Below are 25,909 nucleotides of genomic sequence, written 5' to 3'. Positions count from 1 at the left end.
TCCCGCATCCCGAGCGGGCCGGCCCGCCTACGGCACGGCCGTCTGCAACCAGGCGCGCAACACGCCATGCAGGCCCAGCGGCGCTTCCAGCGGCACGAAATGGCCGACGTGCGGCAGGTTGACCCAACGCCCCTGCCGCAACCGGTCGTGCATCTCGCGCTGGCGGTCTTCGGGGTTGATGGCGTCTGCGGCCCCGCTGACCACCAACGCCGGCCCCCGCCACGCCGCCAGGCGCGCCAGGCCGTCGACACGCGTGGCGGCAACGGCGGCCTGACGTCGCAGCACCGCCAGGCCCTGGCGGTCGGCCATGGCAGCGATCATGTCCTGCAACGCGCCGTCGGCCAGCCGCTGCGGCGCCACATACGCCGGCCAGAGATGCCGCCGGATGGCGCCGCCCGGTCCCAGTTCGTCCGCCAGGTCCGCGACGCGCTGACGCGCCTGGGCGCCCGTCGGCGTGTCGGCGCGCGCGTTGGTGGCGATCAGCGCCAGCCCGGCCAGCCTTTCGGGCGCCTGCGCCGCCATTTCCTGGGCCACGAAGCCGCCCAGGGAAAAGCCTGCCGGCACCAGGCGACCCGGATGCCGTTGCAGCAGATCGGCCGCCGCGGCGGCGGCCGATTCGTGGGCCCGGTAATCCGCCACCTGAACACACCCGGCCAACGGCGGCGCCAGCGCCCGCAGCGGCGCCCACAAGGCCTCGTCGCACAGCGTGCCGCCGATCAGCAGCAAGGTGGGCGCCATGGTCAGAAGCACGCCTCGCCGACGCCGACGGCGCTGTCGGGCAGCAGGCTGCGGCGCGCCAGATAGCCGTCGGGATCCAGCGCCACATCGCTCGCGGCGGCCTCGGCCCGCGTGTCCGCCGGCCATTCGATGCGCTTGCGCTGGTCGCCCGCGCACACCGAGATCACCGTGGCGGGTTGCCCCCCCACGCAGCGCAACTCGCGCCAGGCTCCGCCCGGGACCGAGTAGACAGCCTGCTCGCGCAGCGGCACCGCCACTTCCTGGCCTGGGCCATTGAGCACCAGCTCGACTTCGCCTTGCATCACGATCAGCACCTGTTTTTCGCGCAGCCGCAGACGACCCGTGGTGCCTGGGCCAGCGACGCCGCCTTGCGCCCCGCCGGCGTCCGCAACCCCGGCCGGCGCCAGGCGCAGCCAATCCACCGAAAAACCGTGCGGGTTGGCGATGGGCGCGGCCTGAGTCCGGTCTTCGCTCATGCCGTAGCCGATCACCGGGGCCAATTCGCAGCCCCTGGCGCCGAGCAAGGCACGGGGCGACCAGCCACGGTCCTGCGCGGCGACGGCACGCTGGCGCATCTGCGCCGGCGTATAGCGCGGCAATGCCGCCAGGTCCGCCGCACTCAAGGGCTCGATCAGCTCGGCGGCGGGCGGCTGGCCCGGCGCACCCTGCAGCAAGGTGTTGTCGCGGCCCAGGAACAGGCCGTGGCCGGCCGCCGAGGCCAGTACATCGGGATGCCAGATGATGCCGCCGGTGTCGTCGCCGCCCAGGGCGGTAAAGATCCAGCCGTGGTCGTCGCCGACATTGGAAAAGCCGCGAAAGATCCAGGTCGGAATGCTGAGCACGTCGCCGGGGCCGCCCTCCAGTTCGCCGGCGCCCTGGCCCGAGCCCCAGCGAAAGCGCCAGCGGCCCGAATGAATGAAGAACACCTCGGCGCTGAAGTGCAGGTGCAGGTTGTTGGTCACGCCCGCCGGCATCGCGGCGGCGCCGATATTGAATCCGTGGGGCTCACGCAGGTTCACCACCTGCTCATCGGACTGCGTCACGCCCGGCCCGATCATGGAGTAGTTCTCCTTCAGGTCCGATCCGGGCAGCTTGCAATCGATGAAGGCCAGCCGGCAGGCCACCATGTCCTCGCGGGCGATGGCGCGGGCCTGGGCGGCGGCGTAGTCCAGGACGACGTCGTTCATTGCTTGACTCCTGTAGCGGCGCGCTCGGGCGCCAGAAAGGGAAAATGCGGGAAACCAAAAGGCGTTTGGACGCGGGCGCATTCGAATGCATAATCAGACGGAAAAAACCGCCCTCCATGACCATGCCCCCGACCTCCCGCCTCCGCACCGCCCGCGCCACCTCGTACGACGTGGCCCAGGCGGCCGGCGTTGCCCAGTCCACCGTGTCGCGCTGCTTCCAGCCGGGCAGCCATATATCGGACGACACCCGCGAACACGTGCTGGCCGTCGCAGCCAGCCTGGGCTATGCGCCCAATGCGCTGGCGCGTTCGCTCATCACGCGCCGCTCGCACGCGGTGGGGGTATTGATCACCCGCTACACGCTGCGCAGCGCACCCGCCCTGCTCTATTCGCTGGGCGATGCCCTGGCACGCGCGGGCCAGCACATGATCCTGCTGGCCGTGGACGACGATGCCTCCGTCAAGCCGGTGCTGCTGGGCCTGCGCGGCTATCCGCTCGATGGCCTGATCGCCTGCGCCACGCTGGACAACGACGATGTGCAAGGCTTCACGGCCCACGGCGTGCCGGTGCTGTTCTTTAACCGCAGCCCCGGCCAGAGCGGTGCGGACGAGGTGTCCACCGACCACGCGGCAGGCGCCCGGGCCCTGGCCGACGGCCTTTTGGCCGCCGGCCGGCGGCGTTTCCTGTGCCTGGGCGGTCCAGCCACGGCGCCGGTGGGGCGGCTGCGCATCGATGGCTTCCAGGCGGGCCTGCGCGCGGCGGGTCTGCCCCAGGCCACGGTGCTGGACGGCGGCTTTTCCTACGACCAGGCCCACGCGGCCTTCCTGGCCGCTGCGGCCCGGGACGTGCGGCCAGACGCCGTGTTCTGCGCCAATGACCAGATGGCCATGGGCGTCATCGATGCCTGCCGCCATGTGCTGGGCTGGCGCATTCCCGACGACGTGATGGTGGCCGGCTTTGACGACGTGCCGGAAGGGGCGCGCGCGCCGTACGGCCTGACAACGGTGCGCCAGCCCATCGATGCCATGGCGCGCGAGGCCGTGGAAGGCCTGCGCCAGCGCCGCGCCCAGCCCGAGCGGCGTGCACGCCGTCAGCATCTGCCCGGCGAAATCATCATGCGGTCGTCGGCCACCTGGCCGGTGTGATCGAGCGGCAATCATGATTCAGGCCGCCAAGCGCGCTTCGGTCGCCGCGTCGAACAGGTGGCAGTGCTCACGCGGCAGACGCAGCCCGACGCGGTCGCCGATGGCGTAGCGCAGATGGCGGTCGCCGCGCACGCACAGCCGCGAGCCGCCGACATCCAGCGTGACCAGCACCGCGTCGCCCGTCAGTTCGAACATATAGACCACGCCGTCCAGGTCGCCCTCGCCCGCCCCGGCCAGCGCCACGTCTTCGGGGCGCACGCCCAGCACCAGGGCGGTGTCGCGCGGCCCCGCAAAGCCCGCGAGCCGCGCGCCTTCGACCTCCAGCCCGCTTTGCCCCATGCGCGCCGGCAGCAGATTCATCGACGGCGATCCCACGAAGCCCGCCACGAACAGATTGGCCGGCCGGTTGTAAACGTCGGCCGGCGTGCCGACCTGCTGGATCAGGCCGCCGCGCATGACCACCACGCGGTCGGCCAGCGTCATGGCCTCGATCTGGTCGTGCGTGACGTAGATCGTGGTCACGCGCAGCTCGCATTGCAGACGGCGGATTTCGGCGCGCATGCTGACGCGCAGCTTGGCGTCCAGGTTGGACAGCGGTTCGTCCATCAGGAAAACCTGCGGGCGGCGTACGATGGCGCGCGCCAGGGCCACGCGCTGGCGCTGGCCGCCGGACAGGTCGCGCGGACGGCGATCCAGCAGATGAGCCAGCTCGACCTTCTCGGCCACGGCGCGGGCGCGCTCGCGCCGCTCGGCCGGCGCCACGCCGCGCACCTTGAGCGGATAGGCGATGTTCTCGCCCACCGTCATGTGCGGGTACAGGCCATAGTTCTGGAACACCATCGCCACGTCCCGATCTTTGGGCAAGGCATCGGTGACGTCCTGCCCGCCGATCCAGATCTCGCCCGCACTGGGCGCTTCCAGCCCGGCCACCATGCGCATGGTGGTGGTCTTGCCGCAACCCGACGGGCCGAGGAAGACGACGAATTCGCCGTCGGCGATCTCCAGCGACTGGCGGGCCACGCCCACCACCCCGCCCCAGCGTTTCTCGATATCGATCAGTCTTACGGATGCCATTTCTTTTCCTCAGCGAATCGCGCCTGCGACCAGGCCCTTGACAAAATAGCGCTGCACGAAGCGCGAGATCAGCAACATGGGCGCGATGATGAACAGGCCCATGCTGGCCATGATTTCCCAGGCGTCGCCCTGTTCGGTGCGCGCGCTCATCAGCGCCACCGGCAGCGTCACCGCCTGATCCCGCGTGAGCACCAGCGCGTAGAAGAATTCGTTCCACGACACCACGAACGAGAAGATGGCCGCGGTGGCGATGCCCGGCAGTGCCACCGGCACCACCACTTCCCACAGCGCCCGCAGCCGCGAGGCGCCGTCGATCTGGGCGGCCTCTTCCATGTCGGGCGGCAAGGCGTCGAAGAAGGCCTTGATCATCCAGGTGGCATAGGGCACCACGAACGACAGGTTGGCCACCATCAGCGCCCAGCGCGTATCCAGCAGGCCCAGGTTGCGAAACACCACAAACAGCGGAATCACGATGATGACGGGCGGCAGGAATTGCGTGGCCAGCAACAGCAGTGGCCCCAGTTGCCCGCCGGGAAAGCGAAAGCGTGAAAACGCGTAGGCCGCCAGCGTCGCCACGGGAATGGCCATCAGCAAGGTGCCCGCGGTGACGAACACGCTGTTGAGCAGGCGCTCGCCCAGCAGGTAGGGCGAACCAAACGCCGCCACGATGCTGTCCACCGTGGGTCGGAACCACAGCGCCAGGCTGTATACGTCGAACCTGGGCTTGAACGCCGTGGCGACGATCCAGGCGACGGGCGCGAACCAGGCCAGCGTCACCAGGCAAATGACCAGGCGGCGCGCCAGGCTCCGGGAGCGTCGGCGGCGCGGGGCAGCGGCAGGATTGAGAATGGCGGTCTGGGTCATGATGGGCGTCCCATGGCAAAGCGGGAATAGATCAGCGCCAGGCCCATCATCACGACGGCCAGCAGCCAGGCCATGGCCGAGGCGTAGCCGATGTCGTAGAAGCGAAAGGCGGTGCTGTAGATGGCGTGGGGCAGCGTGTCGGTGGCGGCGCCGGGGCCGCCGGCCGTCATCGTCACGACCTGGTCCAGCGCCTTGAGCGAGAAGATGGTCTTGAGCAGAATGGCGATGGTCAGAACCGGACGCAGTTGCGGCAGCACGATCTCGAAGAAGATGCGGCCCCGTCCCGCGCCGTCGACCTGGGCGGCATCCAGCGTGTCCTGCGGCAACGCGGCCAGGGCGCCGATGAAGGTCAACATGAAATAAGGCGCCCAATGCCAGACGTCCACCAGGATCAGCGCCGCCATGGCCAGCACCGGATCAGCCAGCACGGGCGCCCCGCTCCAGCCGGGCACCAGCGCCTTGAGCAGCGCATCGACTACCCCGAATTCCGGATTCAGCATGAAGCGCCAGGAAATCCCGATCAGGGCCGGCGACATGGCAAAAGGAATCACCAGCAGCGTACGCGCATTGACCTGCAAGCGGCCATCGCCGGCCAGCAGCACGGCCAACCCCAGCGCCACGGCCATCGTCAGCACCACCGACGGCACGGTGAACACCAGCGTGACCCAGGCACTGTCCAGAAAGACCGGATCGTGCCAGAGCAGGTCGGCGTAGTTCAGCCAGCCCACATAGCCTTCGGGCGAAGCCGAACGCCCCAGGTTCCAATCGTGCAGCGAATACCAGAGCGACTGGCACAGCGGATACAGCAGGGTTGCCGCACAGATGGCCAGCGCCGGCGCCAGCAGTGCGTATTTCAGGGTACGGTCTTTCATGGCCTTACCCTCGTGCGCGCGCGCCGGCACGGCGGTTCATGCGGGCCACCTGCGCGGCCGCGTCGTCCAGCGCCGCCTGCACCGGCTTGCCGCTGGAGATGATTTCGGACACCGCCGCCTCCAGCGCCGTGGCGATCTGCGGCCAGTTCGCCAGTTGCGGCACGGTGCGCGCGCCTTGCAGGCTGGCGAGCGCGGCGCGGTGCAGGCCGTGATTGACCTGGTTGACCTCGTCGTCCAGATAGGTCGCCGTGTGGGTGGCGACGATATCCGCGCTCTGCGGGTCGCGCTTGTCGCAGACGACGGCCTTTTCCAGCGCCGGGCTGGATACCCATTTCAGGAACTCCCAGGCCGCATCCTGCTGGCGCGACTGCTTGGCGATGCCGAACGGCATGACGATGGCCAGGGTCGGCGATTGCGCCGATCCCACCCGCAGCATGGGCGCAAAGCCCACCTGTTCGGGCTTCAGGCGCGACCGTTCCCCGGTCAGCACGGAATAGGTCCACCACCACACCATCATGGTGGCGCCGTTGCCTTGCGCCATGGCGTTGACCATGTCGTATTCGTTGAACTGGCTGGAACCCGGGTTGGCGATGCGGTGCTTGAGCAGCACGTCCACATAGGCCTGCGTGGCCTGCACGCCCGCCGGCAGCTGGAAGGCCGGCTTGCCGTCGGCATCCAGCACGTCGGCGCCGTGGCCCCACAGGCAATTCAGCCAGATCCACAGGTTCTGGAAACCGCTGCCCTTGACATAGCCCATCACCACGCCCGGCACGCCGCTGGCGGCCTGCACGGCGGCGGCCGCCGTCAGCATCTGGTCCCACGTCTGCGGCGGCGCGACGCCGGCCTGTTCATACAGGTCGCGGCGATAGAACAGCAACTGGGGATGGGCCCGCACCGGCAGGCCATACGTGGCGCCGCCATATTGGCAGGCCTTGCGGTAGACCTCGGGATACCGCGCCAGATCCACCGTGCCGTCGCCCAGCCGCCCGTCCAGCGGGCTCAGGTAACCGGACAGCGAGGCCAGCCAGCTGTCCTGATAGGCCATCAGGTCATAGGCGTTGCCACCGCCTACGGCCTCGGTCGTCAGCTTTTCCAGCAGCTGGCCATAAGGCACGTACTGGTAGGCGACCTTGATACCCGTGGCCGCCTCGAATTCGCCCAGGCGCTTTTCCTGCGCCCGGAACTGGGACGACGGCGGCAGCATGATCGCCAGCCGCGTGCCGGCATAAGGTTTGCCCGGCTTCAGGTCGGGCGCGCCCTGGGCCCAGGACGGCATGGCGCGCCACCCGGAGCAGGCGGCCGCGGCCGCCAGGAAGTGTCTTCTTTTCATGCTTGTCTCCTCTTGCGGCGTGCCGGATGGTGGCCGTCGCTATCTGTGCATTCGAATGCATGAACCGGCGATGATAACCGGGCCTCCCTCGCGGGGGCCCGGTGTGGCAACGCTTCAATAACGCAGCCGCGTATCCCGTCCCGCGGCGGCGGCCTGGGCCAGCGCACGCGTGATGATGCTGGTGGACACGTTGGCGAAATAGCGCGCGCCCCAGGCGCCGTATTTCTCCTCGTCGGCCGGCGTCAGCCCCACGATGCCGGCGCACTTGCCGGCGGCGACGATGGCTTTGAGGCCTTGCTCGATGGCCTGCTGTACCGGCGCGGCATTCCAGTCGCTGCCATGGCCCATGGCGTGCGCCAGGTCGTTGGGGCCGATGAACACCACGTCCACGCCCTCCACGGCGGCGATCTCGCCGGCGGCGGCGACCGCCTGGGGCGTCTCGATCATGGCGATCAGCGCCACGCCGTCATTGCTGCGCTGCGTGTGCCCTGCCCCGCCAAACGCGCCGTAGCCGGCCGCCCGGGTGCTGAAGGCGCTGCCGCGCCGCCCCAACGGCGGGTAGCGCACCAGGTCGGCCAGGCGCCGCGCCTGGGTGGCGCTTTCCACCATCGGCACCTGCACGGCGCTGGCGCCCATGTCCAGGATGCGCGGCAGGTCATGCTCGAAGCAGCGCACCACCGGAGCGATACCGGCCGCGCGGGCGGCGCGCAGCATGTGCTCGGTCGTGTCGAAATCGGCGCTGCCGTGCTCGTTGTCCAGAATGATGAAATCAAAGCCGGCGTAGGCGCACATCTCGACCACGGCCGGGCTGGGCAGACCGTTGAACAGGCCGCGCACCGGGCCGTCGCCGCGCAGCATGGCGGGCAAGTTGCCATTGAGGGGATAGCAGGGTTCGTTCATGGAGTGTCTTCTCTGTGGGTTCTCGGGGTGGATGTCAGTCGGCCTGGATGCCGGCGTCCTTGATGACCTTGCCCCATTTGTCGATTTCGCTGCGTTGGAACTGCGCGAACGCCGCGGGACCGCGGCCGTCGGGCGCCACGCCCAGCATCAGCAGCTTGGTCCGCACGTCGGGGCTTTGCAGGGCCGCGTCGATCTCGCGGGCCAGCCGTTCGACGATCGGCGCCGGGGTGCCGGCCGGGGCAAAAATGCCTTGCCAGGACTGCATCTCGAAGCCCGGCAGCCCCAGTTCGGCCAGCGGCCTGGCGCCCGGCAGGTCGGCCAGCGGCGCCGCGGCGGTCACGCCCAGCACCTTCACGCGTTTGGAATCGATCATGGGTCGGGCCGCCGCCACCGTTTCGAACACCATGTCGATCTGGCCGCCAATCAAGTCCACCATCGACTGCGAGCCGCCCTTGTAGATGATCTGGCGCAAGCGGGTGCCCGAGATAGACTGGAACAGCTGGCCCGACAGGTGCTGCGAGGTGCCGGCGCCCGCGGTGCCGTAGGTCAGACCATCCGGCTGAGCGCGGGCCGCGTCGATGACCTGCTGCACCGAATTGAAGGGGCTGTCGGCGCGCACGACCAGCGCATTGCTGACCATGCCAACCAGCGCCACCGGCGCGAAGTCCTTGACCGGGTCGTAGCCCAGCGACTTGATGAAGAACGGATTGACCGCGTGCGTGGTGATGGTGCCGCCGACCACGGTGTAGCCGTCCGGTTCGGCCCGGGCCACCCATTGCGTGCCGACCACGCCGGACACGCCCGGCCTGTTCTCGACGATGACCGTCTGGCCCAGGCGCGAGCTCAGTTGCTCGGCCATCAGGCGGGCCACGCCATCGGACACGCCGCCGGGCGAGAACGGCACGATGTAGCGGATGGGCTTGGCCGGCCAGGCCGCCCCGCCCTGGGCGTGGGCCGGCAGCGCCGCGCAGGCCAGAGCCCAGGCGGTCGCCAGCGTGCGAAACAAGGAAGTACTGCGCATGAATAGGTCTCCTGTCAGGGGCGGCTTGCGCCGCTCTTTAATCGTCATGTTGCCGGTCGCACGGTGCCTCGTTCGACCAGCTCGACCGGCACGACGATGTCGCGCGGCCGCAATTCGGCATGCATCTGCTCGCGCAGCAGCGCCACGGTGGCCTCGACCATGGGATCGACGCACTGGCGCACGGTGGTCAGGTCGTAGGCGCCCCAGGCCGCCTGCGGCACGTCGTCAAACCCCACCACCGCGACGTCCTGCGGCACGCGCAGCCCCAGTTCCTGGCGCAGTACGTCCAGGCTGGCGATGGCCATATGGTCGTTGGCGGCGAACAGCGCGTCCGGCGGGTCTTGGACGAACATGGCCCGCACGGCCGCCTTGGCGCGTTCAAAGTCGTAATGGCCCACCGCGCGCACGTGCAGCGCGTGCCCGTCCGCCTGCAGCGCATCGCGAAAGCCGCGTTCGCGCTCCAGGCTGGTGGATGAATCCTCCAGGCCCGCCAGGAAGCCGAACCGGCGGTAGCCGCGTCCGGCCAGCAGCCGCGCCACCGCCTGGCCGCCGGCATGGTTGTCCGACGTGACCGAGCTGCTGGCATGGCGCGCCAGGCCACCCAGTGCCGACACGCGGTTGAACTGCAACACCGGGACGCCAACCTCGGCGCAACTGCGCGCCAGCGTGGGCGACAGCATGGCCGAAGCCATCACGATGCCGTCCACCTGGTATTCCAGGATCTCGGCCAGCACGCCGTCGGCGGCCTCGCCCACCTCGGCGATGAACATCAGCACGTGGTAACCCTGTTGCTGCAGGCGTTGCGACAACCGTTCGATCACCAGTGGATAGAACTGGTTTTCGAGATAGCTCATCACCAGCGCCACGATGCGGCTGCGGCGCGTGATCAGGCTGCGCGCCAACGCATTGGGCCGATAGCCCAGCCGCTGCGCGGCCGCCAGCACCTTGCGCCGGGTGGCTTCCGACACGCTGGCACCGGGCGTGAAGGTGCGGCTGACGGCCGACTGCGACACCTCGGCCAGGTCGGCCACGTCCTGGGCGCGCGGAGCGGTTCTCATGCGGCCGTCCAACCCGCGTCCAGCATCAGCGCGCTGCCCGTCACCAGGCTGGCGGCATCGCTGGCCAGGAACACCACCGCGCCCATGACTTCGTGCAGCTGGCCCACGCGCCCCAGCGCGTTGCGGGCGCAGACCCAGTCGCGAAAGCCCGGCTCGGCCAGCATGCCGGCCGTCATCGGCGTTTCGATGAAGGTCGGGCACAGCGTGTTGACGCGTATCCCGTCCGGCCCCAGCTCCCAGGCCAGCGCGCGGGTGAAGCCTTCCAGCGCGTGCTTGCTGGCGCAATACAGCGTGCGCCGGGGGCTGCCCACGTGGCCCATCTGCGACGACACATTGATCAGCGACCCCGGCCGCCCCGCGGCCTGCAAGCGCCGCGCCACCGCGCGGCTGACATAGAACGCCGCCTTCACGTTCAGGTCCAGCACCGCGTCGATGTCTTCGTCAGATTGATCGACCAGGGGCCGCGGGCGGTTCATGCCGGCGTTGTTGACCAGGATGTCGAACACCTCGCCCTGCCCCAGCGCCGCATCGACCGCCCGCGCGTCGGTGACATCGAGCACCAGCGCGTCGCAGCCGATGGCCTCGGCGCGCAGGGCCTCGCAGACGCTGGCCAGCTCGGCCTCGCGGCGGGCCGCCAAGGTGACGTGGGCGCCGGCCCGGCCCAGCGCGGCCGCCGCCGCCAGGCCAATGCCGCCGCTGCCGCCCGTGACCAGGGCGCGCCGGTCGTGCAGCCGGAAATCGGGCCCCTGGGGCAGCGTGATCATGCCTGGGCCTCGACCGGCTGGTACCAGGGCAGATCCGGCCGGTTGCCGTAGCGGCGCACGCGGATGTTGGCCTGTTCGCCATGGCCGGCGAAGTTCTCCATGTGGCACAGGCGCGAGCAGTATTCGCCCATGGTCGCGCTGGCCGCGTCGGTCAGTACGCGCTGGTAGGTACACGTCTTGAGGAACTTGCCGACCCACAGGCCGCCGGTATAACGCGCCGCGCGGTTGGTGGGCAGCGTGTGGTTGGTGCCAATGACCTTGTCGCCGAAGCTGACGTTAGTGCGCGGGCCCAGGAACAGCGCGCCGAAATTGCTCAGGTTCTTCAGGAAGTAGTCCGGGTCTCGCGTCATCACCTGCACGTGCTCGAAAGCCAGGTCGTCGGCCACGGCCAGCATTTCCGCCTCGCTGTCGCAGACGATGACTTCGCCGCAATCGGCCCAGGCCTGCGCCGCGATGCCGGCGGTAGGCAGCAGGCCCAGTTGCCGCTCGATCTCGGCCAGCGTGTCGCGCGCCAGCGTTTCGCTGGTGGTCAGCAGCACCGCGGGCGACGTGGGGCCGTGTTCGGCCTGGCCCAGCAGGTCCACGGCGCACAATTCCCCATCCACGCTGTCGTCGGCGATGACCAGCGTTTCGGTCGGGCCGGCGAACAGATCGATGCCCACGCGGCCATAGAGCTGCCGCTTGGCTTCGGCCACGAACATGTTGCCCGGCCCCACCAGCATGTCGACCGGGTCGACGCTGGCCGTGCCCACCGCCATCGCCACCACGGCCTGCACGCCACCCAGCACCAGGATCTCGTCGGCGCCGGCCATGTCCATGGCGGTGACGATGGCCGGGTGCGGCTTGCCCTGGTACGGCGGCGCGGTCGAGACGATGCGCTTGACGCCGGCCACCTTGGCCGTCAGCACGCTCATGTGCGCCGAGGCCAGCAAGGGATACTTGCCGCCCGGGATGTAGCAGCCCACGGCATTCATCGGCACATGACGATGGCCCAGCACCACGCCCGGATAGGTCTCGACTTCCACCTCGCGCATCGAGTCGCGCTGTATCTGGGCGAAGTTGCGCACCTGCGTCTGGGCAAAGGCGATGTCTTCGATCTCGCGGTTCGACAGTTGCTTGCGCGCGGCCTCGATCTCGGCGCGGGACAGGCGGAAGTCGGCCGGATCCCAGTTGTCGAACTTGCGGCTGTAGTCGCGCACGGCGTCATCGCCTCGGGTTTCGATGTCGCGGATGATGTCCTCGACGGTGGCGCGCACCTTGGCGTCGGCGTCGGTCTTGACCGCGGCGCTGCGGCCGCGCTTGAGATAGCGAATCATGCGTTCAGGTCCTGAAGAAGGAAGAAAGAAAGAAAGGCAGTGACGACACTTTTCGGTCCATGCATACGTATGCAAATAAGGGTTTTCACTGATTCGTGGTGACAGGCACGGGGCCCGCCATCAAGTGGGGTCCCAGGTCGCCCACGGCGCGGCAGCCCAGCAAGGCCAGGTCGCGGTCCAGCTCGGTGCGAAGGATCTCCAGCACATGGCGCACGCCGGCCTCACCCGCCACCGCCGCGCCGTACAACGTGGGCCGGCCGACGAAGACGAACCGCGCGCCCAGCGCCAGGGCCTTGATGATGTCGGTGCCGCGCCGAAAGCCGCTGTCGACCATCAAGGCCACGCCCGGCGGCAGCGCAGGCGCGATGGCGGCCAGCGCCTGCAATGACGAGGCCGCTCCGTCCAGCTGGCGCCCGCCATGGTTGGACACGATGATGCCGTCGGCGCCCACCGCGGCGGCACGCCGCGCATCGTCCGGGTGCATCAGGCCCTTGATCACCAGCCGGCCGCGCCAGCGCTCGCGCAGCCAGGCCAGGTCGTCCCAGTCCAGGCGGTCGCGGCCGGTGCGAAAGCCGTGCGGCGGTTCCCGCGTGACCGGCGGGCCGATTTCTTCGTATAGATTGGCAAAGCGCGGCACGCCGCCGGCCAGCAGCGTGCGCAGCAGCACGCCCAGGGTCCAGCGCGGGCGCGCCATGCCTTGCCGCAGCAAGCGTGGTGTCAGGCGGAACGGAATGGTGAAATCGCAACGCGCGTTGTTCTCGCGATTGGCCGCCACGCAGGTATCGGCCGTGACCACCAGGGTGCCCACGCCGGCGCTCTCCAGCCGCGTGAGAATGCGGGCAATGCGGGCTCGGTCTCCCGGGAAATAGGCCTGGTACCAGGTATCCGGCGCATCACGCAGCACCCGCTCCAGCGGTACGTTGGACGACCCGCTCAAGATGAAGGGCACCTGTGCCTGGCGCGCGCCGCCCGCCAACGCCAGATCGCACTCGTGGCGCACCATGCCCGCCAGCCCCGTGGGCGCCACGCCGACCGGCATCGCATGCGTCGTGCCGAACAGCGCCGTGCGCAGGCTGCGATCCGCCACGTTGTTCAGCCCGCGCGGCAGCAGCCGGTAGTCGCCGAAGGCGCGCCGGTTCTCGGCCAGCGTGGCCTCGTCTTCGGTGCCTCCGCGCACGAATTCGTACACGCTGCGCGGCAGGCGCCGGCGCGCGGCGCGTTCCACGTCGGCCACCGACAGCAGCCGTTTCAATCCCGTCATGGATGCGCTCCCCGCCTCAGTTCTCAGGCTTCAGGTCCATGCGCTGGATCAGCGCGCCCCACTTGGCCTCGTCCTCGCGCATGCGGCGCACCACCGCCGGGCCGTCCGACACATGCAGGCTGACGCCCAGTTCCTGCAGGCGCCCGGCCAAGGGCGCATCGTCGCCCAGAGCGCGCATGGCCGTGTTCAGGCGTTCGGACACCTCGGGCGGCAGGCCTTTGGGCGCCATCAACGCCAGCCAGAACACGGCCTCGAAATCGGTCAGCCCCGCGGCTTCGTTCATGGTCGGCACCTGAGGCAGCAATTGCAGGCGCTGCGCGGTGGTCACGGCCAACGCCCGCGTGCGTCCGCCCTGCACCAGCGGCGCGGCCTCGTTGGCGGCCGAGAACATCATCTGGATCTGGTTACCCACCAGGTCCTGCGACGCCGGGCCGCCGCCCTTGTAGTGCACCACCGTCATCTTCAAGCCGAAGCGGCTCATGAAGTACTCAGCCGCCAGGTGATTGATGGACCCCACACCCGACGTGCCGATGGCATAGTGGTCCGGCCGCTGCCGGATCAAGGCGATCAGTTCCTCGACGCTGTTGGCCGGCAGGTGTTTGTTGACCTGCAGCACGAACGGCGATTCGATCATCATCGAAATCGGCTCGAAGCTGTCATAGGGCCGATAGCCCACCTTGCCCTGGATCAGCGGGTTGAGCACCAGCGACACCGGCGCGGCATACAAGGTGTAGCCGTCGGGCTTTTGCTGGGTCATCCAGTTGCTGGCGACGGTCGACGCCGCGCCCGGCTTGTTTTCGACCACGATGGTGCCCTGGAGCTTGCGCGCGAGTTCGGCCATCACGGTGCGGCCCGACACGTCCGTCATGCCGCCGGCCGGGTAAGGCATGACCAGCTTGATGGGTTGTTCGGGATAGGCTGCGCCCGCAGCGGGGGCCAGGGCCGCCGCCAGCAGCAGCGCGCCCGCCGCGCGGGCGGCTCGAATGATGATACGCATGGGTAGGTCTCCTGGTTGACGGGGGCCGCTCGTGGTCGGCCCCTCTGTCGGGTCGTGCCGGCGCGCTACAGGGCGAGACCGGCCTGGTTGACGATGCTGTCCCGGGGGGGACGGCCCGCGAAGAAATCAATGATGTTGGCGGCGCATTCGGTGGCCATGCGTTCGATCGACGCGTCGGTCAGCGACGCGGCATGCGGCGACAGCACGACATCGGCGCGTTGCAGCAGCGCGTCGGCGACGCCGGGAGGCTCGGGGTCGAATACGTCCAGCCCGGCGCCGGTCAGGTGGCCGCTTTCCAGCGCGGTCAGCAGACGGGCCGGATCCAGCAGGCCGCCGCGCGCGGTGTTGACCACGATGGCGCCGCGCTTGAGCGCCAGCGGATCGACCAGGCCGCGGGTGGCGTCGGTCAGCGGCAGGTGCAGGCTCACCACATCAGCCTCGGCCAGGGCGGCGGGCAGGTCCGCCCGCAACGCGATGCCGGGCGGCAGCGCGGCCTGGGACGGCAGGAACGGGTCGTAGGCCTGCACGCGCATGCCGAAGGCCAGCAGGCGCTCGGCGGTGGCGCGGCCGATGCGGCCGGCGCCCACGATCAGCGCGGTCTTGCCCGCCAGCTCGAACATCGGGCCGCGCAACGCCGCCTGCCACAGGCCGGCGCGCACGCCCGAATCGTGCGCGACGATGCGCCGCGCCACCGCCAGCAGCAGCGCCAGCGCATGTTCGGCCACGCCGATGGCATTGGCCCGAGGCGTGATCGCCAGCGGTATGCCCCGTTCGGTCAGCGCCGCGACATCCACCGCGTCATAGCCCACGCCATGGCGGGCCACGAAACGCAGCTGGCCGGCTGCCTCGATGTCCTGCCGCGACAAGGCCTGGAACCGCAGGATGACCGCGTCGGCGCGGGCCAGCCGGGCCCGGAATTCGGCCGGCGCCGGTCGCTCGACCAGGTCCAGTTCGTGGCCCGCGTCCTTCAGCCGCTGCAGGCCGGCGGCGGCGATCGGCATCGTGATCAATACCCTGGACATGTCTCCCTCGTTATCGTTGTGTTTGCTATGAGGGAAATTCTGGAGGGCGCAGACTTAGTCGTCCAATATATTATTCAACTCGAATTGAGTCGATATTCATATTACAGAGCCCCCCCTCATGAAGATGGATCTACGCCAGCTGCGCTATTTCGTGGCGGTGGCCGAAGAACTGCACTTTGGCCGCGCCGCGGCGCGCATGCATATCTCGCAGCCGCCGCTGTCGCAGCAGATCCGCCTGCTCGAAGAATCCCTGGGTACGCAGCTGTTTCGCCGCAACCAGCGCAATGTGCGCCTGACGCACGAAGGTGAAGTGCTGCTGGCCCATATCAAGCCCCTGCTGGCGCGCTGGGACGAAACGCCGGGCATCGTGGCGGCGGCCAAGCGCGGCGATGCCGGCTTCCTGCGGGTCGGTTTCACCGCGGCCAGCGCCTACTACCTGATTCCGACCGCGATCGGGTCCTTCACGCAGCGCTTTCCGGCCGTGGAACTGGCGCTGCACGAAATGATCTCCAATGATCAGGTCAGCGGCCTGCTCGAGAACCGGCTGGATGTCGGCCTGATGCGGCCGCACGCCCGGCACCCCGACCTGATGAGCGAAAAGCTGCTGGACGAGCCGCTGATGGCGGTGCTGCCGGCGCAGCACCCCCTGGCCGCGCGCTCGGCCATTGACCTGCCCAGCCTGCGCGGGTTGCCGCTGATCAGTTTCACGCCAGCCAACTCGCCCTACCTGCGCGACATGGTCGAAGGCCTGCTCAGCCGCGACGGCCACACACCGCTGGTGGTGCAGCGCGCCACCCAGCCTCACACGCTGGTATCGCTGGTGGCCGCCGGCCTGGGCGTGGCCCTGGTGCCCGAACTGACCTCGCGCAACCGGCTCGACGGCGTGGTGTACCGGCCGCTGGCGGTGCAGGATCCGCCGGTGGCCGAAATGTACGTATGCTGGCGCAAGCAGGCCACCTCGACCTTGCTGGAAAACTTCCTGGCCAGCCTGGCCGACGCGGCCCGCAGCCGCTGAACGCCTTATTCGATGCGGATGCCGGCCGTCTGGATCACCTGGCGCCAGCGTTCGCCGTCCGTGCGCACCAGGTCCGGATACCCCGCCTCGCCGATAGTGGGCAACGCCGGGAACTGCGCCAGGGCGCTCGTGCCGAAAGGCACGATGATGCGCACGGGTTTGGAAGGGAAAGCCGGATCGGCCGCCAACGCGGGCGCGTTGCCGCCGAACAGGCAGGTTGCCGCGGCCTTACCCCAGCCGCCACGCCAGCGCCGCCAGGGTCGCCGCCAGCACCGGCAAGGTCAGGGCGATGCCCACCTTGAAGTAATACGCCCAGGAAATCGTCGTGCCCTTGCGCGCCAGCACGTGCAGCCACAGCAGCGTGGCCAGGCTGCCGATGGGCGTGATCTTCGGGCCCAGGTCGCTGCCGATGACGTTGGCGTAGACCATGGCTTCCTTGACCACGCCGCTGGCCTGACTGGCGTCGATCGACAGCGCGCCCACCAGCACCGTCGGCATATTGTTCATCACCGACGACAGGAAAGCCGATATCAGGCCGGTGCCGAACGTGGCCGCCCACAGGCCCTGCCCCGCCAGCGCATTGAGCACGTCGGCCAGCAGCTGCGTCAGCCCGGCATTGCGCAGGCCATAGACAACCAGGTACATGCCCAGCGAAAACACCACGATCTGCCAGGGCGCCTCGCGCAGCACCTTACGGGTGCTGATGACGCGCCCGCGGCCCGCCACCGCCAGCAGGATGGCCGCGCCCGCGGCCGCCACCGCGCTGACCGGCACGCCCAGCGGTTCCAGCCCGAAGAACCCCACCAGCAGCAGCGCCAGCACCAGCCAGCCCGCACGGAACGTGGCGGCATCGCGTATGGCCGCGGACGGCGCCTTGAGCGAAGCGGCGTCATAGCGCGCCGGGATGTCCCGCCGGAAATACAGCCACAGGACCCCCAGCGTCGCCGCCACCGCCACGACGTTCACCGGCGCCATCACCGCGGCATAGCGGCCAAAGCCGATGCCGAAGAAATCGGCTGACACGATGTTGACCAGGTTCGACACGATCAGCGGCAGGCTGGCCGTATCGGCAATGAAGCCGGCGGCCATCACGAAAGCCAGCGTGGCCGCGGGGCTGAACCCCAGCGCCACCAGCATCGCCATGACGATGGGCGTCAGGATCAGCGCCGCGCCGTCGTTGGCGAACAGCGCCGCCACCGCCGCGCCCAGCAGCACGATCAGGGCAAACAGCGCATGCCCCCGGCCTCGGCCCCAACGCGCCACGTGCAGCGCGGCCCATTCGAACAAGCCCGCTTCGTCCAGCAGCAGGCTGATGATGATGACGGCGATGAAGGTGGCCGTGGCGTTCCAGACGATCTGCCACACCACCGCGATGTCGGCCAGGTGCACGGCGCCCAAGGCCAGCGCCAGCGCCGCGCCCAGGCTGGCGCTCCAGCCGATGCCCAGCCCGCGCGGCTGCCAGATGACCAGGACCAGGGTGAACACGAAGATGGCGATGGCGGTAAGCATGAATACGTCTGTCGAAGCTGAAAAAAAGGCGCGGCCGCGGCCGGCCGGCGCCCTGTGGCGGCATGCGTGCGTCAGGCGGCCGGCGGTTCGGCGCCGATCTGCTTGAGTTCGCGGTGGATCGCGGCCTTGTCCAGCGCGGCCAGCGGCAGGTTGGCGAAGATATTGATGCGCGCCGAGATCTGGCGGAACACCTTTTCGAACACCCGGCGCTTGTCGTCGTCGGACCCTTGCGCGGCGGCGGGGTCTTCAAAGCCCCAGTGCGCCGAGATTGGCTGGCCCGGCCAGATGGGGCAGACCTCGCCCGCCGCGTTGTCGCAGACGGTGATGATGAAATCCATCTGCGGTGCGCCCGGCACCGCGAATTCGTCCCAGCTCTTGCTGCGCAGGCGGTCCAGCGGGTAGTCCAGCACGCGCACCTTTTCGATGGCGAACGGGTTGACGGCGCCGCCCGGGTGGCTGCCGGCGCTGTAGGCCTGGAAGCGGCCCTTGCCCAGTGTGTTGAGCAGCGCTTCGGCCATGATGCTGCGGGCGGAATTGCCGGTGCACAGAAAGAGTACGTGGTAGACCTTGTCAGCCATGATGAGAAAGAAGAATCAGAGGGGATCGGCGCGCCCCGCATCGGCGGGGGCTGGGGTACACGCCACCTGCGGCAGCACCGCGCAAGGCGCGCCGCCACAGCAGTTGTCGGTGAGATAAGCCAGCAGGTCGGCCATCGATTCGAAGCGGGCTTCGTAGATGACGAACCGCCCTTCCTGGCGGGATTGCAACAGGCCGGCGTGCACCAGTTCCTTCAGGTGGAACGACAGCGACGACGGCGGAATGCCCGCTTTCTCGGCCAACTGGCCAGCGGGCAAACCGGCCGACCCGGCTTGCACCAGCACGCGGAACACGGTCAGGCGCGATTCGTGGGCGATCGCGGCCAGGGCTTTCACGGCATCTTTCATTTCCATAATTCGACTTTAGTGGAAATATCAAAAAGAGTAAAGTTTTAATTATTCAACAATAGTTGTAGTATTGCCGCATGGACAAAAACACCGCCGTCATCGTCTTCGAATCGCTCGCCTCCGGCGTGCGGCTGGACATCTTCCGCCTGCTGGTACGCGCCGCACCCGCCGGCTGCGTGGCCGGCCAGATCGCCGCCGAACTCCAGCTGCCGCCCACCAATCTGTCGTTTCACCTGAAAGCGCTGACCCAGGCCGGCCTGCTGACGGTCGAGCAGGAAGGCCGCTACATGCGCTACCGCGCCAACACCGACCTGATGTTCGGTCTGGTCGACTACCTGACGGCGGAATGCTGCAGCGGCGTGGCCTGCAGCCCGCTGCCGGCCGATCCGGACCCGGCGACATGACCACCCACCCCGCCCGCCGCGCCGGCGTCGCCCCCCTTTCCGTCAGCCTCTGCCGCTGACCGCCATGACTGCGCCCATGACCTCCCGCCCCGCAGACCCAAGCGCTCGCGCCGCACCCCCGCCGCCCGACAAGGCCCGCGGCCTGATCACGGCGCTGGGCATCGGCCAGATCTGTTCATGGGGATCGCTGTACTACAGCTTCCCGCTGATCGCCGAAGCCATGGGCGCCGAACTCGGATGGAGCAAGCCGGACCTGTACGGCGCCGCCACGCTGGGGCTGGTCCTGGCCGCGCTGGCCGCGTTTCCGGTCGGCGTGGCCGTCGATCGCGGCCATGGCCGCTGGGTAATGGGACTGTCGTCGCTGCTGGCCGGGGGGCTGCTCCTGCTGTGGTCGCAGGTAACGTCGCTGGCCGCGTTTTACGTGCTGGTCGCGGGCATCGGCGCATTGCAGGCAGCCACGCTGTACGAGCCGGCTTTTGCCGTCGTCGCGCGCCGCGTCGGCCCGGCCCATTCCCGCGCCGGCATCACGTCGCTGACGCTATGGGGCGGCTTCGCCAGCACGATGTTCATTCCGCTGGTGCAGGGGCTGCTGAATCATTGGGGTTGGCGCGAGGCCCTGATGGTGCTGGCCGCCGTGAACGCGCTGGTGTGCGCCGGCGCCTACCTGCTGTTCATCGACCCGGCGCGCGACCTGCCGCCCGCCGCGGGCGCCACCGCCCAGGCGCAGCGCGAGCACAACCGCCTGGCCGTCCGGCAGGCGCTGCGCCGGCCCGTGTTCTGGGCGCTGCTGGTATCGCTGACCGCCTACGCGGGGGCTTTTTCCGCCTTCACCTTCCATATGTATCCGCTGCTGCGCGAACGCGGGCTGGACACGGCATCGGTCGTGCAGGCCATTGCCTTGATCGGACCGGCCCAGGTCGCCGGCCGCATCGTGGTGAGTCTGTTCGCGGCGCAGGCGTCGATGCGCGCCGTCGGCGCGGCCGTCGTCACGGTGTTCCCGCTGGCGTTTGGCGCGCTGGCATTTCTCGGCGCCGATTTCCCCACCGTTGCCGCGATCTGCGTCGTCTACGGCGGCGCCAACGGCATATTCACCATCGTGCGCGGCATGGTCGTGCCCGAAATGCTCAGCCGCCATGCCTACGGCGCGATCAACGGCCTGCTGACGGTGCCCATGACCCTGGCGCGCGCCGCGGCGCCCGTCGGGGCCGCCGTCCTGTGGTCGGTCGGCGCGTCCTACGGCACTGTATTGAGCGCCATCGTCGTCGTGGCCCTGGTGCTGGCGGGCAGCTTCTGGCTGGCCGCCTGGTTCAGCCGCCCCACCGCGATTCCCTCTTGTCCATCTCCCCACCCCCCGACACCGTGACACACGCCGCTACTCTCACAGACCTGACCCTGCCCAGCCTGGACGACACCCTGCTCGATACCCCCGACCATGCCCACCTGGCGCTGCACGGCGGCGCCACGCATCCGCCGCGCATCCTGCTGCTGTACGGCTCGCTGCGCGAGCGTTCGTACAGCCGGCTGCTCACGGAAGAAGCCGCCCGCATCCTGACCCGGCTGGGCGCCGAAACGCGCATCTTCGACCCCCATGGCCTGCCGCTGCCGGACGGCGCGCCCGCCGACCATTCCAAGGTGGCCGAGCTGCGTGCGCTGTCGCTGTGGTCCGAAGGCCAGGTGTGGTGCAGCCCCGAACGGCATGGCACGCTCACCGGCGTCTTCAAGAGCCAGATCGATTGGCTGCCGCTGGAAACCGGCAGCGTCCGCCCCACCCAGGGCCGTACCCTGGCCGTCATGCAGGTATCCGGGGGATCGCAGTCGTTCAACGCCGTCAATGCGCTGCGGGTGCTGGGCCGCTGGATGCGGATGGTGACCATCCCGAACCAGTCATCCGTGGCCAAGGCCTTCCAGGAATTCGACGACGCCGGCCGGATGAAGCCGTCGCCCTATTACGACCGGGTCGTCGATGTGATGGAAGAACTGATCAAGTTCACGCTGCTGGTGCGCGACCGCAGCGACTACCTGACCGACCGCTACAGCGAACGCAAAGGCGTGGCGCAGGAAGTCGCGCGGCTGGCGCGCGAGGCGATGGCGCCCTGAAACCGGTCAGTCGATGGCGGCGCCCGCGGTTTTCACGACCTTGCCCAGGCGGGTGTATTCCTCGGCGCCGAATTCCGCCAGGGACTGACGCGAGGTGGGCGCTGGAATCGCCCCGCGCGATTCCAGCGCCTTTTTCACCTCGGGCTGCTGCAGCGCCTTGTTGACGGCGGCGTTCAGCTTGTCCAGCACGGCAACCGGCGTGCCCTTGGGCGCATACAGGCCGTCCCAGGCGAAGAACTCGTAGCCCTTCACGCCGGCCTCGCTCATGGTGGGAATGTCGGGGTTCGAGGCCACGCGTTCCGGCGTGGTCACGGCCAGCGCGCGCAGCTTGCCCGCGGCGATCTGGCCCGACACGTTGGGCATCACGTCGATCAGGAAGGAAATCCGCCCGCCCATCAGGTCCGTCATGGCGGCGCCGCCGCCCTTGTACGGAATGTGCATGACCTTCAGCCCAGCCATCTGGTTCAGCAATTCACAGGCCAGGTGCGACGACGTGCCGTTGCCGGCCGAACCACAGGTCAGCTCGCCAGGGTGCGACTTGGCGTAGTCCACCAGCTGCGCCAAGGTCTTGAAGCGCTCGTCGGCGCCATTGACCACCAGCGCCGCCGCAATCACGGTAAAGCGCGAGATCGGCTCGAAATCATTGGGTTTGTAGCCGGGCGACTTGTACAGCCAGTGATTGGTAGCCTGGGTGCCGTTGGTGCCGTACGACAGCGTGTAGCCGTCGGGGTTGGCGCGCGCGGCGATGGACGTGCCGATGTTGCCGCCCGCGCCGGGACGGTTCTCGACGATGATGGACTGGCCCAGCTCGCGCGACAGCGGTTCGGCCACCAGCCGCGCCAGCGTGTCGCCGCCGCCGCCGGCCGCGAACGGCACGACCAGCGTGATGGCGTGGGTGGGCCAGGCGGCCTGTTGCGCCGAGGCGGGGGCCGTCATCAGCCACGCGCCTGCGGCGGCCGTCATACAGATCAATATCTTGGGGGTATTCACGAGGTTGTCTCCTTTGGGATGCTGTTGCGCGCGCCCGCGGCGTTTTAGGTGTATCGGGCACGCTCTTGTGATGCGAAATAATGGGTTCCGTCACTCTCCTGGGTTCGGCTGTTGCGGCGGTGATTGCAGCGGCTCTTGCAGCAGCTATTCCGGCGGCAGGTGCCGGCGGCTGCTCTTGTCGGCCAGGCGCCAGCCATCGGCCGTGTCCACCAGCACATCGCGGCATTCCCGAATGGCGGCCAGCCGCGGCGCCCCGCCCTGCGCTTGTGGCACGCTGTCGTAGGCGATCAGGAAGTAGCCCACGGTGGCGCCGCGCTCGCCATGCTCAAGCAGGCGCAGGTTGGTGATGACGTGGCAGGTGCTGCGGTCCGGCGCCCGGGCATTGAGCGCGTCCAGCACTTCCTGGGGCCCGCATAACCGCTGGCCTTGCCGCAGCCATACGCCGTCGGCGGCCATCAAGGCGGCGGCGGCGTCGTGGCGGCGGGTGTCCAGCGCGTGGAAAAACGTCAGCACGACGGCTTCGCAGGCGGCCTTGACCGCGTGGGCTGGCTGGGAGGTGAGATCCATCATTCTCGTCATCCGATCTGGGCGCTGGCCAACGGCACGTCTGGCCGCTGTACCAACGCCGGGTCCAAGACTGCGCCCTGTGCAATCCATTTGCGCAGCTGGCGCAATTCCCGCGGGGCATCCACCGCCACGCCGGCCACGGCGCGGCCGGCGGCATCCAGCGATACCGACAGCAGCATCCGGCGATCGGCTTGCGGACGCAGCACTTCGCATTGCGCCAGCGCCGCAAACCCCACGATCTGCACCATGGCGCCGTACTGCTCCGACCAGACCGCGCCAGTCGGCGCATACGGGGCGGACTCGCCCAGCGCCGCCAAGGCCGCCGCCATGCCCTGGTCCTGGGCGTTCTGCCACGATTCCAGGCGCATGGCGTCACCCGTGGCGGGATGCGTCGACACGGCGACGTCGCCGGCCGCATAGACATCCGGCGCCGACGTGCGGCAATGCGCATCGACCCACACGCCCCGGTCGCAGGCAATGCCGGCCTCGCGCGCCAGCGCATCGTTGGCGGCCAACCCGACCCCCAGCACCACGGCATCAGCCGTCAGCCGGGTGCCGTCGGCCAGCTCGGCGACCGGCCGGCCGTCGGGCAGCGTATGGATGGCCAACAGGCTGGCACCCAGCCGCAGGTCGACCCCATGCGCCCCATGCAAGGTGGCCAGATGGGCGGACACGCCGGGTTGCACGCTGCGGGCACACAGGCGCGGCGCCTGTTCCAGCACCGTCACCCCGCTGCCGGCCTGGCGCGCCGTGGCGGCCACTTCCAGCCCGATCCACCCGCCGCCCACGATGACGACATGCCGGTCCGGCCCCAGCCGCGCCCGCAGCCGCAACGCATCGTCGCGGGTGCGCAGCACGTGTACGCCCGGGCTATCCACGCCGGGCAGCGGCGGCACCACGGGCCGGCCGCCCATGCACAGGATCAGCTTGGCATAGCTGATCGAGGCGCCGTCTGACGTCTCCACCCGCTTGTCCGCCAGCCGCAGCCGCGTCGCGGCGATACCGGGATGAAACGCGATGTCCAGTTCCGCCAGGCGCTGCGCCGAAAACAGTTCGGTGCTCTCGGCAGGCGCCTGTCCGCCCAGCACCGCCTTGCTCAGCGGTGGCCGCTCATAGGGCGCATGCGGTTCGTCGCCCAGCAGCACCACCCGGCCGCCAAAGCCGCGGCCGCGCAGCGTGGTCGCGGCCCAGCCGCCCGCCTGGCCGGCGCCGACGATGACGATGGCGTCCGCGCTCACGTTGCTTGCGCCTTCAGGTAGACCGTATCGGCCTCGACGCGCACGTCGTAGCGGCGCAGGTCGGCCGTGACCGGCGGGCACTGCGGCTTGCCCGAGCGGATGTCGAACACGCCCTGGTGCAGCGGGCATTCGATCTTGCCGTCCTCGAGGTAGCCGTCGGCCAGGCTGGCATTGCCGTGCGGGCAGCGATCCTGGGTGGCGCAGATCTCGCCATGCAGGTCGTACAGGCAGACCGCCTCGCCCTCGTGCACCACGCGCAGGGTGCCCGTGTCCGGCGAGATCTCCGCCAGCCGGGCGACAGGTTTCCAGATATCCATGGTCACAGCCCCATTGCCTTGCGGTAGTAGTCGTAGAAAGACCGGATCAGCACCTCGGTCACCATGTAGTCCGCCGGTTCCGTGTCGCGGCCGCCCATTTCGACGATGCCGCGCGCCTCGGGATAGCCGGTCACGCCGATCTGCACCTGGTTCAGCATCTCGCTGTCGTCCATCGACACGAACCCGGCCGGCCCCAGCAGGTTGGCGTGCTTGAGCCGCAAGCGGGTCATTTCCTCATCGTCGTCCTCGTAGCCGTAATAGGTGAACACCAGTTCGTGTTCGGTGGGGCTGCGGGGAATGACGTGGCGGGTTTTCAGCGAGTTCGCCTGGATGCCGAACTGGGCCGCGGGGAACACCCACGCGCCGCCCACCCGCCCGCGGTTGAACTCGGCGCGTGGCGTCACGGTTTCCAGGTCCAGCAGTTCCAGGTCGTCGCGAAAGCGGCTCATTTCGGTGGTGGCTGCCGTCTTTTTCTTGCCTTCGTTGTGCGACACCATGACGCTGTGCGCGCCGCCGCCGGTGGGAATGCATTCGGACTTGGAGTCCGCTCGCCACAGGCCGAAAGTGATGTAGAAGGTGTGCAGCAGGGTCGCGTGGTACGGGTCCTTCAGGTTTTCCAGGTACATCTTCCAGTTGCTGGGGATCAGCTGGCGGCTGTAGCCCAGCAGCTTGAGCGGCTTGCCCGGCAGCATGTGGTCGATCTCGGCCAGCACTTCCGGGCCGCAATAGTCTTCGAAGCTGGGGGCATCCTCGGAAAACGTGGCCCAGATCGAACCGCCGCGGTTCACGCTGCGCAGCTTGCGGATGCCGTTCTGCTTGGGGTCGAAGTCCTTGGGCATGCCGCCCTTGCCCATGGCGCCGCGGCGAAACGGCACCCCCTGCAGGTTGCCGTTCAGGTCGTAGTTCCACTGGTGGTAGGGGCAGGTGAAGTCGGTCACCTTGCCGGTGTTGTGCCAGCAGATCTGCGCCCCGCGGTGCGCACAGCGGTTTTCCAGCACGCCGACGTCACCGGTTTCGGTGCGCACCATGATCACCGGACGATTGCCGATCCAGTTGCGCTTGTAGCAGCCCACGTCGGGCACTTCGCATTCCAGGCCGACGTAGTTCCAGGTCTGGCCGGCAAAGAACACGTCCATTTCCTTCTGGAATATGGCCGGATCGGTATAGACCCAGTTGGGAATGCGCGTGTAGCCCTCTTTGGGCCAGCGGCGTTCAAGATGAATGGGGGCCGCGGCAGGCGTGTCCAGCAGGGCGGAGTCGGAACAGGTCATGGCAGGTT

28 protein-coding genes are annotated in these 25,909 nt (G+C 68.8%); 5 read left to right on the top strand and 23 right to left on the bottom strand.

Going from position 1 to position 25,909, the window contains the following annotated elements:
- Positions 1-27 precede the first annotated feature (27 nt).
- Positions 28-750 carry an alpha/beta fold hydrolase gene (locus AC3WMR_RS08650; protein ID WP_492263609.1) on the bottom strand — a complete coding sequence of 241 codons (723 nt, stop codon included), beginning with the start codon at positions 748-750 and terminating at the stop codon, positions 28-30.
- Positions 741-1,925 carry a cupin domain-containing protein gene (locus AC3WMR_RS08645; protein ID WP_492263608.1) on the bottom strand — a complete coding sequence of 395 codons (1,185 nt, stop codon included), beginning with the start codon at positions 1,923-1,925 and terminating at the stop codon, positions 741-743. The genes AC3WMR_RS08650 and AC3WMR_RS08645 overlap by 10 nt, the downstream gene beginning before the upstream one ends.
- Before the next feature lie 116 nt (positions 1,926-2,041).
- On the opposite strand from AC3WMR_RS08645, the gene AC3WMR_RS08640 reads away from it, so the two are divergent.
- Positions 2,042-3,070, top strand: a complete 1,029-nt coding sequence (locus AC3WMR_RS08640; protein WP_492263607.1) for a LacI family DNA-binding transcriptional regulator — start codon at positions 2,042-2,044, stop codon at positions 3,068-3,070.
- 18 nt (positions 3,071-3,088) lie between these two features.
- On the opposite strand, the gene AC3WMR_RS08635 is transcribed toward AC3WMR_RS08640, so the two are convergent.
- The 12 genes from AC3WMR_RS08635 to AC3WMR_RS08580 form a co-directional block, all read right to left on the bottom strand.
- Complete coding sequence (locus tag AC3WMR_RS08635) at positions 3,089-4,144, bottom strand: ABC transporter ATP-binding protein (RefSeq protein WP_492263606.1); 1,056 nt, start codon at positions 4,142-4,144, stop codon at positions 3,089-3,091.
- A gap of 9 nt (positions 4,145-4,153) precedes the next feature.
- On the bottom strand, positions 4,154-5,008 hold the full coding sequence (locus AC3WMR_RS08630; RefSeq protein WP_492263605.1) for a carbohydrate ABC transporter permease: 855 nt from the start codon (positions 5,006-5,008) through the stop codon (positions 4,154-4,156).
- The gene (locus AC3WMR_RS08625) at positions 5,005-5,880 is read right to left on the bottom strand and encodes a carbohydrate ABC transporter permease (protein WP_492263604.1); all 876 of its coding nucleotides are present in this window, start codon (positions 5,878-5,880) and stop codon (positions 5,005-5,007) included. Before AC3WMR_RS08625 ends, AC3WMR_RS08630 begins: the two co-directional genes overlap by 4 nt.
- Positions 5,881-5,884: 4 nt before the next feature.
- Positions 5,885-7,210, bottom strand: a complete 1,326-nt coding sequence (locus AC3WMR_RS08620) for an ABC transporter substrate-binding protein (protein ID WP_492263603.1) — start codon at positions 7,208-7,210, stop codon at positions 5,885-5,887.
- Between the two features lie 114 nt (positions 7,211-7,324).
- Positions 7,325-8,110: an HpcH/HpaI aldolase family protein gene (locus AC3WMR_RS08615; protein WP_492263602.1), complete on the bottom strand. Its 786-nt coding sequence runs from the start codon at positions 8,108-8,110 to the stop codon at positions 7,325-7,327.
- Between the two features lie 34 nt (positions 8,111-8,144).
- Positions 8,145-9,131: a Bug family tripartite tricarboxylate transporter substrate binding protein gene (locus AC3WMR_RS08610; RefSeq protein ID WP_492263601.1), complete on the bottom strand. Its 987-nt coding sequence runs from the start codon at positions 9,129-9,131 to the stop codon at positions 8,145-8,147.
- 44 nt (positions 9,132-9,175) lie between these two features.
- Entirely contained in the window at positions 9,176-10,189 is a 1,014-nt protein-coding gene (locus tag AC3WMR_RS08605) for a LacI family DNA-binding transcriptional regulator (protein ID WP_492263600.1), read from the bottom strand.
- The gene (locus AC3WMR_RS08600) at positions 10,186-10,953 is read right to left on the bottom strand and encodes an SDR family NAD(P)-dependent oxidoreductase (RefSeq protein WP_492263599.1); all 768 of its coding nucleotides are present in this window, start codon (positions 10,951-10,953) and stop codon (positions 10,186-10,188) included. Before AC3WMR_RS08600 ends, AC3WMR_RS08605 begins: the two co-directional genes overlap by 4 nt.
- Entirely contained in the window at positions 10,950-12,269 is a 1,320-nt protein-coding gene (gene hisD, locus AC3WMR_RS08595; protein ID WP_492263598.1) for a histidinol dehydrogenase, read from the bottom strand. Before hisD ends, AC3WMR_RS08600 begins: the two co-directional genes overlap by 4 nt.
- 85 nt (positions 12,270-12,354) lie before the next feature.
- A complete protein-coding gene (locus AC3WMR_RS08590; RefSeq protein WP_492263597.1) occupies positions 12,355-13,530 on the bottom strand; it encodes an alpha-hydroxy acid oxidase in 1,176 nt (391 codons plus the stop codon).
- 16 nt (positions 13,531-13,546) lie between these two features.
- Positions 13,547-14,527 carry a Bug family tripartite tricarboxylate transporter substrate binding protein gene (locus AC3WMR_RS08585; protein ID WP_492263596.1) on the bottom strand — a complete coding sequence of 327 codons (981 nt, stop codon included), beginning with the start codon at positions 14,525-14,527 and terminating at the stop codon, positions 13,547-13,549.
- 65 nt (positions 14,528-14,592) lie between these two features.
- Positions 14,593-15,549, bottom strand: a complete 957-nt coding sequence (locus AC3WMR_RS08580; RefSeq protein WP_492263595.1) for an NAD(P)-dependent oxidoreductase — start codon at positions 15,547-15,549, stop codon at positions 14,593-14,595.
- Between the two features lie 118 nt (positions 15,550-15,667).
- Here AC3WMR_RS08580 and AC3WMR_RS08575 point away from each other — a divergent pair, with 118 nt between their 5' ends.
- Positions 15,668-16,564 carry a LysR family transcriptional regulator gene (locus AC3WMR_RS08575; protein WP_492263594.1) on the top strand — a complete coding sequence of 299 codons (897 nt, stop codon included), beginning with the start codon at positions 15,668-15,670 and terminating at the stop codon, positions 16,562-16,564.
- Between the two features lie 5 nt (positions 16,565-16,569).
- Here the strand turns inward: AC3WMR_RS08575 and AC3WMR_RS08570 are convergent, their stop codons facing one another.
- The 4 genes from AC3WMR_RS08570 to AC3WMR_RS08555 form a co-directional block, all read right to left on the bottom strand.
- Positions 16,570-16,719, bottom strand: a complete 150-nt coding sequence (locus AC3WMR_RS08570) for a hypothetical protein (RefSeq protein WP_492263593.1) — start codon at positions 16,717-16,719, stop codon at positions 16,570-16,572.
- A gap of 73 nt (positions 16,720-16,792) precedes the next feature.
- On the bottom strand, positions 16,793-18,073 hold the full coding sequence (locus AC3WMR_RS08565; RefSeq protein WP_492263592.1) for an arsenic transporter: 1,281 nt from the start codon (positions 18,071-18,073) through the stop codon (positions 16,793-16,795).
- Positions 18,074-18,144: 71 nt separating this feature from the next.
- Complete coding sequence (locus AC3WMR_RS08560; protein ID WP_025138640.1) at positions 18,145-18,651, bottom strand: arsenate reductase ArsC; 507 nt, start codon at positions 18,649-18,651, stop codon at positions 18,145-18,147.
- A gap of 15 nt (positions 18,652-18,666) precedes the next feature.
- A complete protein-coding gene (locus AC3WMR_RS08555) occupies positions 18,667-19,023 on the bottom strand; it encodes an ArsR/SmtB family transcription factor (protein ID WP_492263591.1) in 357 nt (118 codons plus the stop codon).
- A 71-nt stretch (positions 19,024-19,094) separates the two neighbouring features.
- Between AC3WMR_RS08555 and AC3WMR_RS08550 the strand changes: the two genes are divergently transcribed.
- The 3 genes from AC3WMR_RS08550 to arsH all read left to right on the top strand — a co-directional run bounded on the left by AC3WMR_RS08550 (position 19,095) and on the right by arsH (position 21,518).
- Complete coding sequence (locus tag AC3WMR_RS08550; RefSeq protein WP_492263590.1) at positions 19,095-19,421, top strand: ArsR/SmtB family transcription factor; 327 nt, start codon at positions 19,095-19,097, stop codon at positions 19,419-19,421.
- Between the two features lie 76 nt (positions 19,422-19,497).
- Positions 19,498-20,784, top strand: a complete 1,287-nt coding sequence (locus tag AC3WMR_RS08545; protein ID WP_492263589.1) for an MFS transporter — start codon at positions 19,498-19,500, stop codon at positions 20,782-20,784.
- Positions 20,781-21,518 carry an arsenical resistance protein ArsH gene (arsH, locus tag AC3WMR_RS08540; RefSeq protein ID WP_492263588.1) on the top strand — a complete coding sequence of 246 codons (738 nt, stop codon included), beginning with the start codon at positions 20,781-20,783 and terminating at the stop codon, positions 21,516-21,518. The genes AC3WMR_RS08545 and arsH overlap by 4 nt, the downstream gene beginning before the upstream one ends.
- A gap of 6 nt (positions 21,519-21,524) precedes the next feature.
- Here the strand turns inward: arsH and AC3WMR_RS08535 are convergent, their stop codons facing one another.
- The 5 genes from AC3WMR_RS08535 to AC3WMR_RS08515 all read right to left on the bottom strand — a co-directional run bounded on the left by AC3WMR_RS08535 (position 21,525) and on the right by AC3WMR_RS08515 (position 25,901).
- Positions 21,525-22,481, bottom strand: a complete 957-nt coding sequence (locus tag AC3WMR_RS08535) for a Bug family tripartite tricarboxylate transporter substrate binding protein (protein WP_492263652.1) — start codon at positions 22,479-22,481, stop codon at positions 21,525-21,527.
- Positions 22,482-22,652: 171 nt separating this feature from the next.
- Positions 22,653-23,078 (bottom strand): nuclear transport factor 2 family protein, encoded by a 426-nt coding sequence (locus AC3WMR_RS08530; protein ID WP_492263587.1) that lies wholly within the window; start codon positions 23,076-23,078, stop codon positions 22,653-22,655.
- Between the two features lie 5 nt (positions 23,079-23,083).
- Positions 23,084-24,313, bottom strand: a complete 1,230-nt coding sequence (locus AC3WMR_RS08525) for an NAD(P)/FAD-dependent oxidoreductase (RefSeq protein WP_492263586.1) — start codon at positions 24,311-24,313, stop codon at positions 23,084-23,086.
- A complete protein-coding gene (locus AC3WMR_RS08520) occupies positions 24,310-24,630 on the bottom strand; it encodes a non-heme iron oxygenase ferredoxin subunit (protein ID WP_492263585.1) in 321 nt (106 codons plus the stop codon). The genes AC3WMR_RS08525 and AC3WMR_RS08520 overlap by 4 nt, the downstream gene beginning before the upstream one ends.
- A 2-nt stretch (positions 24,631-24,632) precedes the next feature.
- Positions 24,633-25,901 carry an aromatic ring-hydroxylating dioxygenase subunit alpha gene (locus AC3WMR_RS08515; RefSeq protein WP_492263584.1) on the bottom strand — a complete coding sequence of 423 codons (1,269 nt, stop codon included), beginning with the start codon at positions 25,899-25,901 and terminating at the stop codon, positions 24,633-24,635.
- Positions 25,902-25,909 lie beyond the last annotated feature (8 nt).

The organism is Achromobacter sp. FW305-C-28 (assembly GCF_058783235.1).
Note: the sequence above shows the minus strand (reverse complement) of the source record. Positions and strands in the feature narration are given on the sequence as shown.

Bases quoted from the DNA above. Each gene is read 5' to 3' on its own strand.
- AC3WMR_RS08645 (WP_492263608.1), bottom strand. From the start codon at position 1,925: ATGAACGACGTCGTCCTGGACTACGCCGCCGCCCAGGCCCGCGCCATC.
- AC3WMR_RS08640 (WP_492263607.1), top strand. From the start codon at position 2,042: ATGACCATGCCCCCGACCTCCCGCCTCCGCACCGCCCGCGCCACCTCG.
- AC3WMR_RS08635 (WP_492263606.1), bottom strand. From the start codon at position 4,144: ATGGCATCCGTAAGACTGATCGATATCGAGAAACGCTGGGGCGGGGTG.
- AC3WMR_RS08630 (WP_492263605.1), bottom strand. From the start codon at position 5,008: ATGACCCAGACCGCCATTCTCAATCCTGCCGCTGCCCCGCGCCGCCGA.
- AC3WMR_RS08625 (WP_492263604.1), bottom strand. From the start codon at position 5,880: ATGAAAGACCGTACCCTGAAATACGCACTGCTGGCGCCGGCGCTGGCC.
- AC3WMR_RS08620 (WP_492263603.1), bottom strand. From the start codon at position 7,210: ATGAAAAGAAGACACTTCCTGGCGGCCGCGGCCGCCTGCTCCGGGTGG.
- AC3WMR_RS08615 (WP_492263602.1), bottom strand. From the start codon at position 8,110: ATGAACGAACCCTGCTATCCCCTCAATGGCAACTTGCCCGCCATGCTG.
- AC3WMR_RS08610 (WP_492263601.1), bottom strand. From the start codon at position 9,131: ATGCGCAGTACTTCCTTGTTTCGCACGCTGGCGACCGCCTGGGCTCTG.
- AC3WMR_RS08605 (WP_492263600.1), bottom strand. From the start codon at position 10,189: ATGAGAACCGCTCCGCGCGCCCAGGACGTGGCCGACCTGGCCGAGGTG.
- AC3WMR_RS08600 (WP_492263599.1), bottom strand. From the start codon at position 10,953: ATGATCACGCTGCCCCAGGGGCCCGATTTCCGGCTGCACGACCGGCGC.
- hisD (WP_492263598.1), bottom strand. From the start codon at position 12,269: ATGATTCGCTATCTCAAGCGCGGCCGCAGCGCCGCGGTCAAGACCGAC.
- AC3WMR_RS08590 (WP_492263597.1), bottom strand. From the start codon at position 13,530: ATGACGGGATTGAAACGGCTGCTGTCGGTGGCCGACGTGGAACGCGCC.
- AC3WMR_RS08585 (WP_492263596.1), bottom strand. From the start codon at position 14,527: ATGCGTATCATCATTCGAGCCGCCCGCGCGGCGGGCGCGCTGCTGCTG.
- AC3WMR_RS08580 (WP_492263595.1), bottom strand. From the start codon at position 15,549: ATGTCCAGGGTATTGATCACGATGCCGATCGCCGCCGCCGGCCTGCAG.
- AC3WMR_RS08575 (WP_492263594.1), top strand. From the start codon at position 15,668: ATGAAGATGGATCTACGCCAGCTGCGCTATTTCGTGGCGGTGGCCGAA.
- AC3WMR_RS08565 (WP_492263592.1), bottom strand. From the start codon at position 18,073: ATGCTTACCGCCATCGCCATCTTCGTGTTCACCCTGGTCCTGGTCATC.
- AC3WMR_RS08560 (WP_025138640.1), bottom strand. From the start codon at position 18,651: ATGGCTGACAAGGTCTACCACGTACTCTTTCTGTGCACCGGCAATTCC.
- AC3WMR_RS08555 (WP_492263591.1), bottom strand. From the start codon at position 19,023: ATGGAAATGAAAGATGCCGTGAAAGCCCTGGCCGCGATCGCCCACGAA.
- AC3WMR_RS08550 (WP_492263590.1), top strand. From the start codon at position 19,095: ATGGACAAAAACACCGCCGTCATCGTCTTCGAATCGCTCGCCTCCGGC.
- AC3WMR_RS08545 (WP_492263589.1), top strand. From the start codon at position 19,498: ATGACCTCCCGCCCCGCAGACCCAAGCGCTCGCGCCGCACCCCCGCCG.
- AC3WMR_RS08535 (WP_492263652.1), bottom strand. From the start codon at position 22,481: ATGACGGCCGCCGCAGGCGCGTGGCTGATGACGGCCCCCGCCTCGGCG.
- AC3WMR_RS08530 (WP_492263587.1), bottom strand. From the start codon at position 23,078: ATGATGGATCTCACCTCCCAGCCAGCCCACGCGGTCAAGGCCGCCTGC.
- AC3WMR_RS08520 (WP_492263585.1), bottom strand. From the start codon at position 24,630: ATGGATATCTGGAAACCTGTCGCCCGGCTGGCGGAGATCTCGCCGGAC.
- AC3WMR_RS08515 (WP_492263584.1), bottom strand. From the start codon at position 25,901: ATGACCTGTTCCGACTCCGCCCTGCTGGACACGCCTGCCGCGGCCCCC.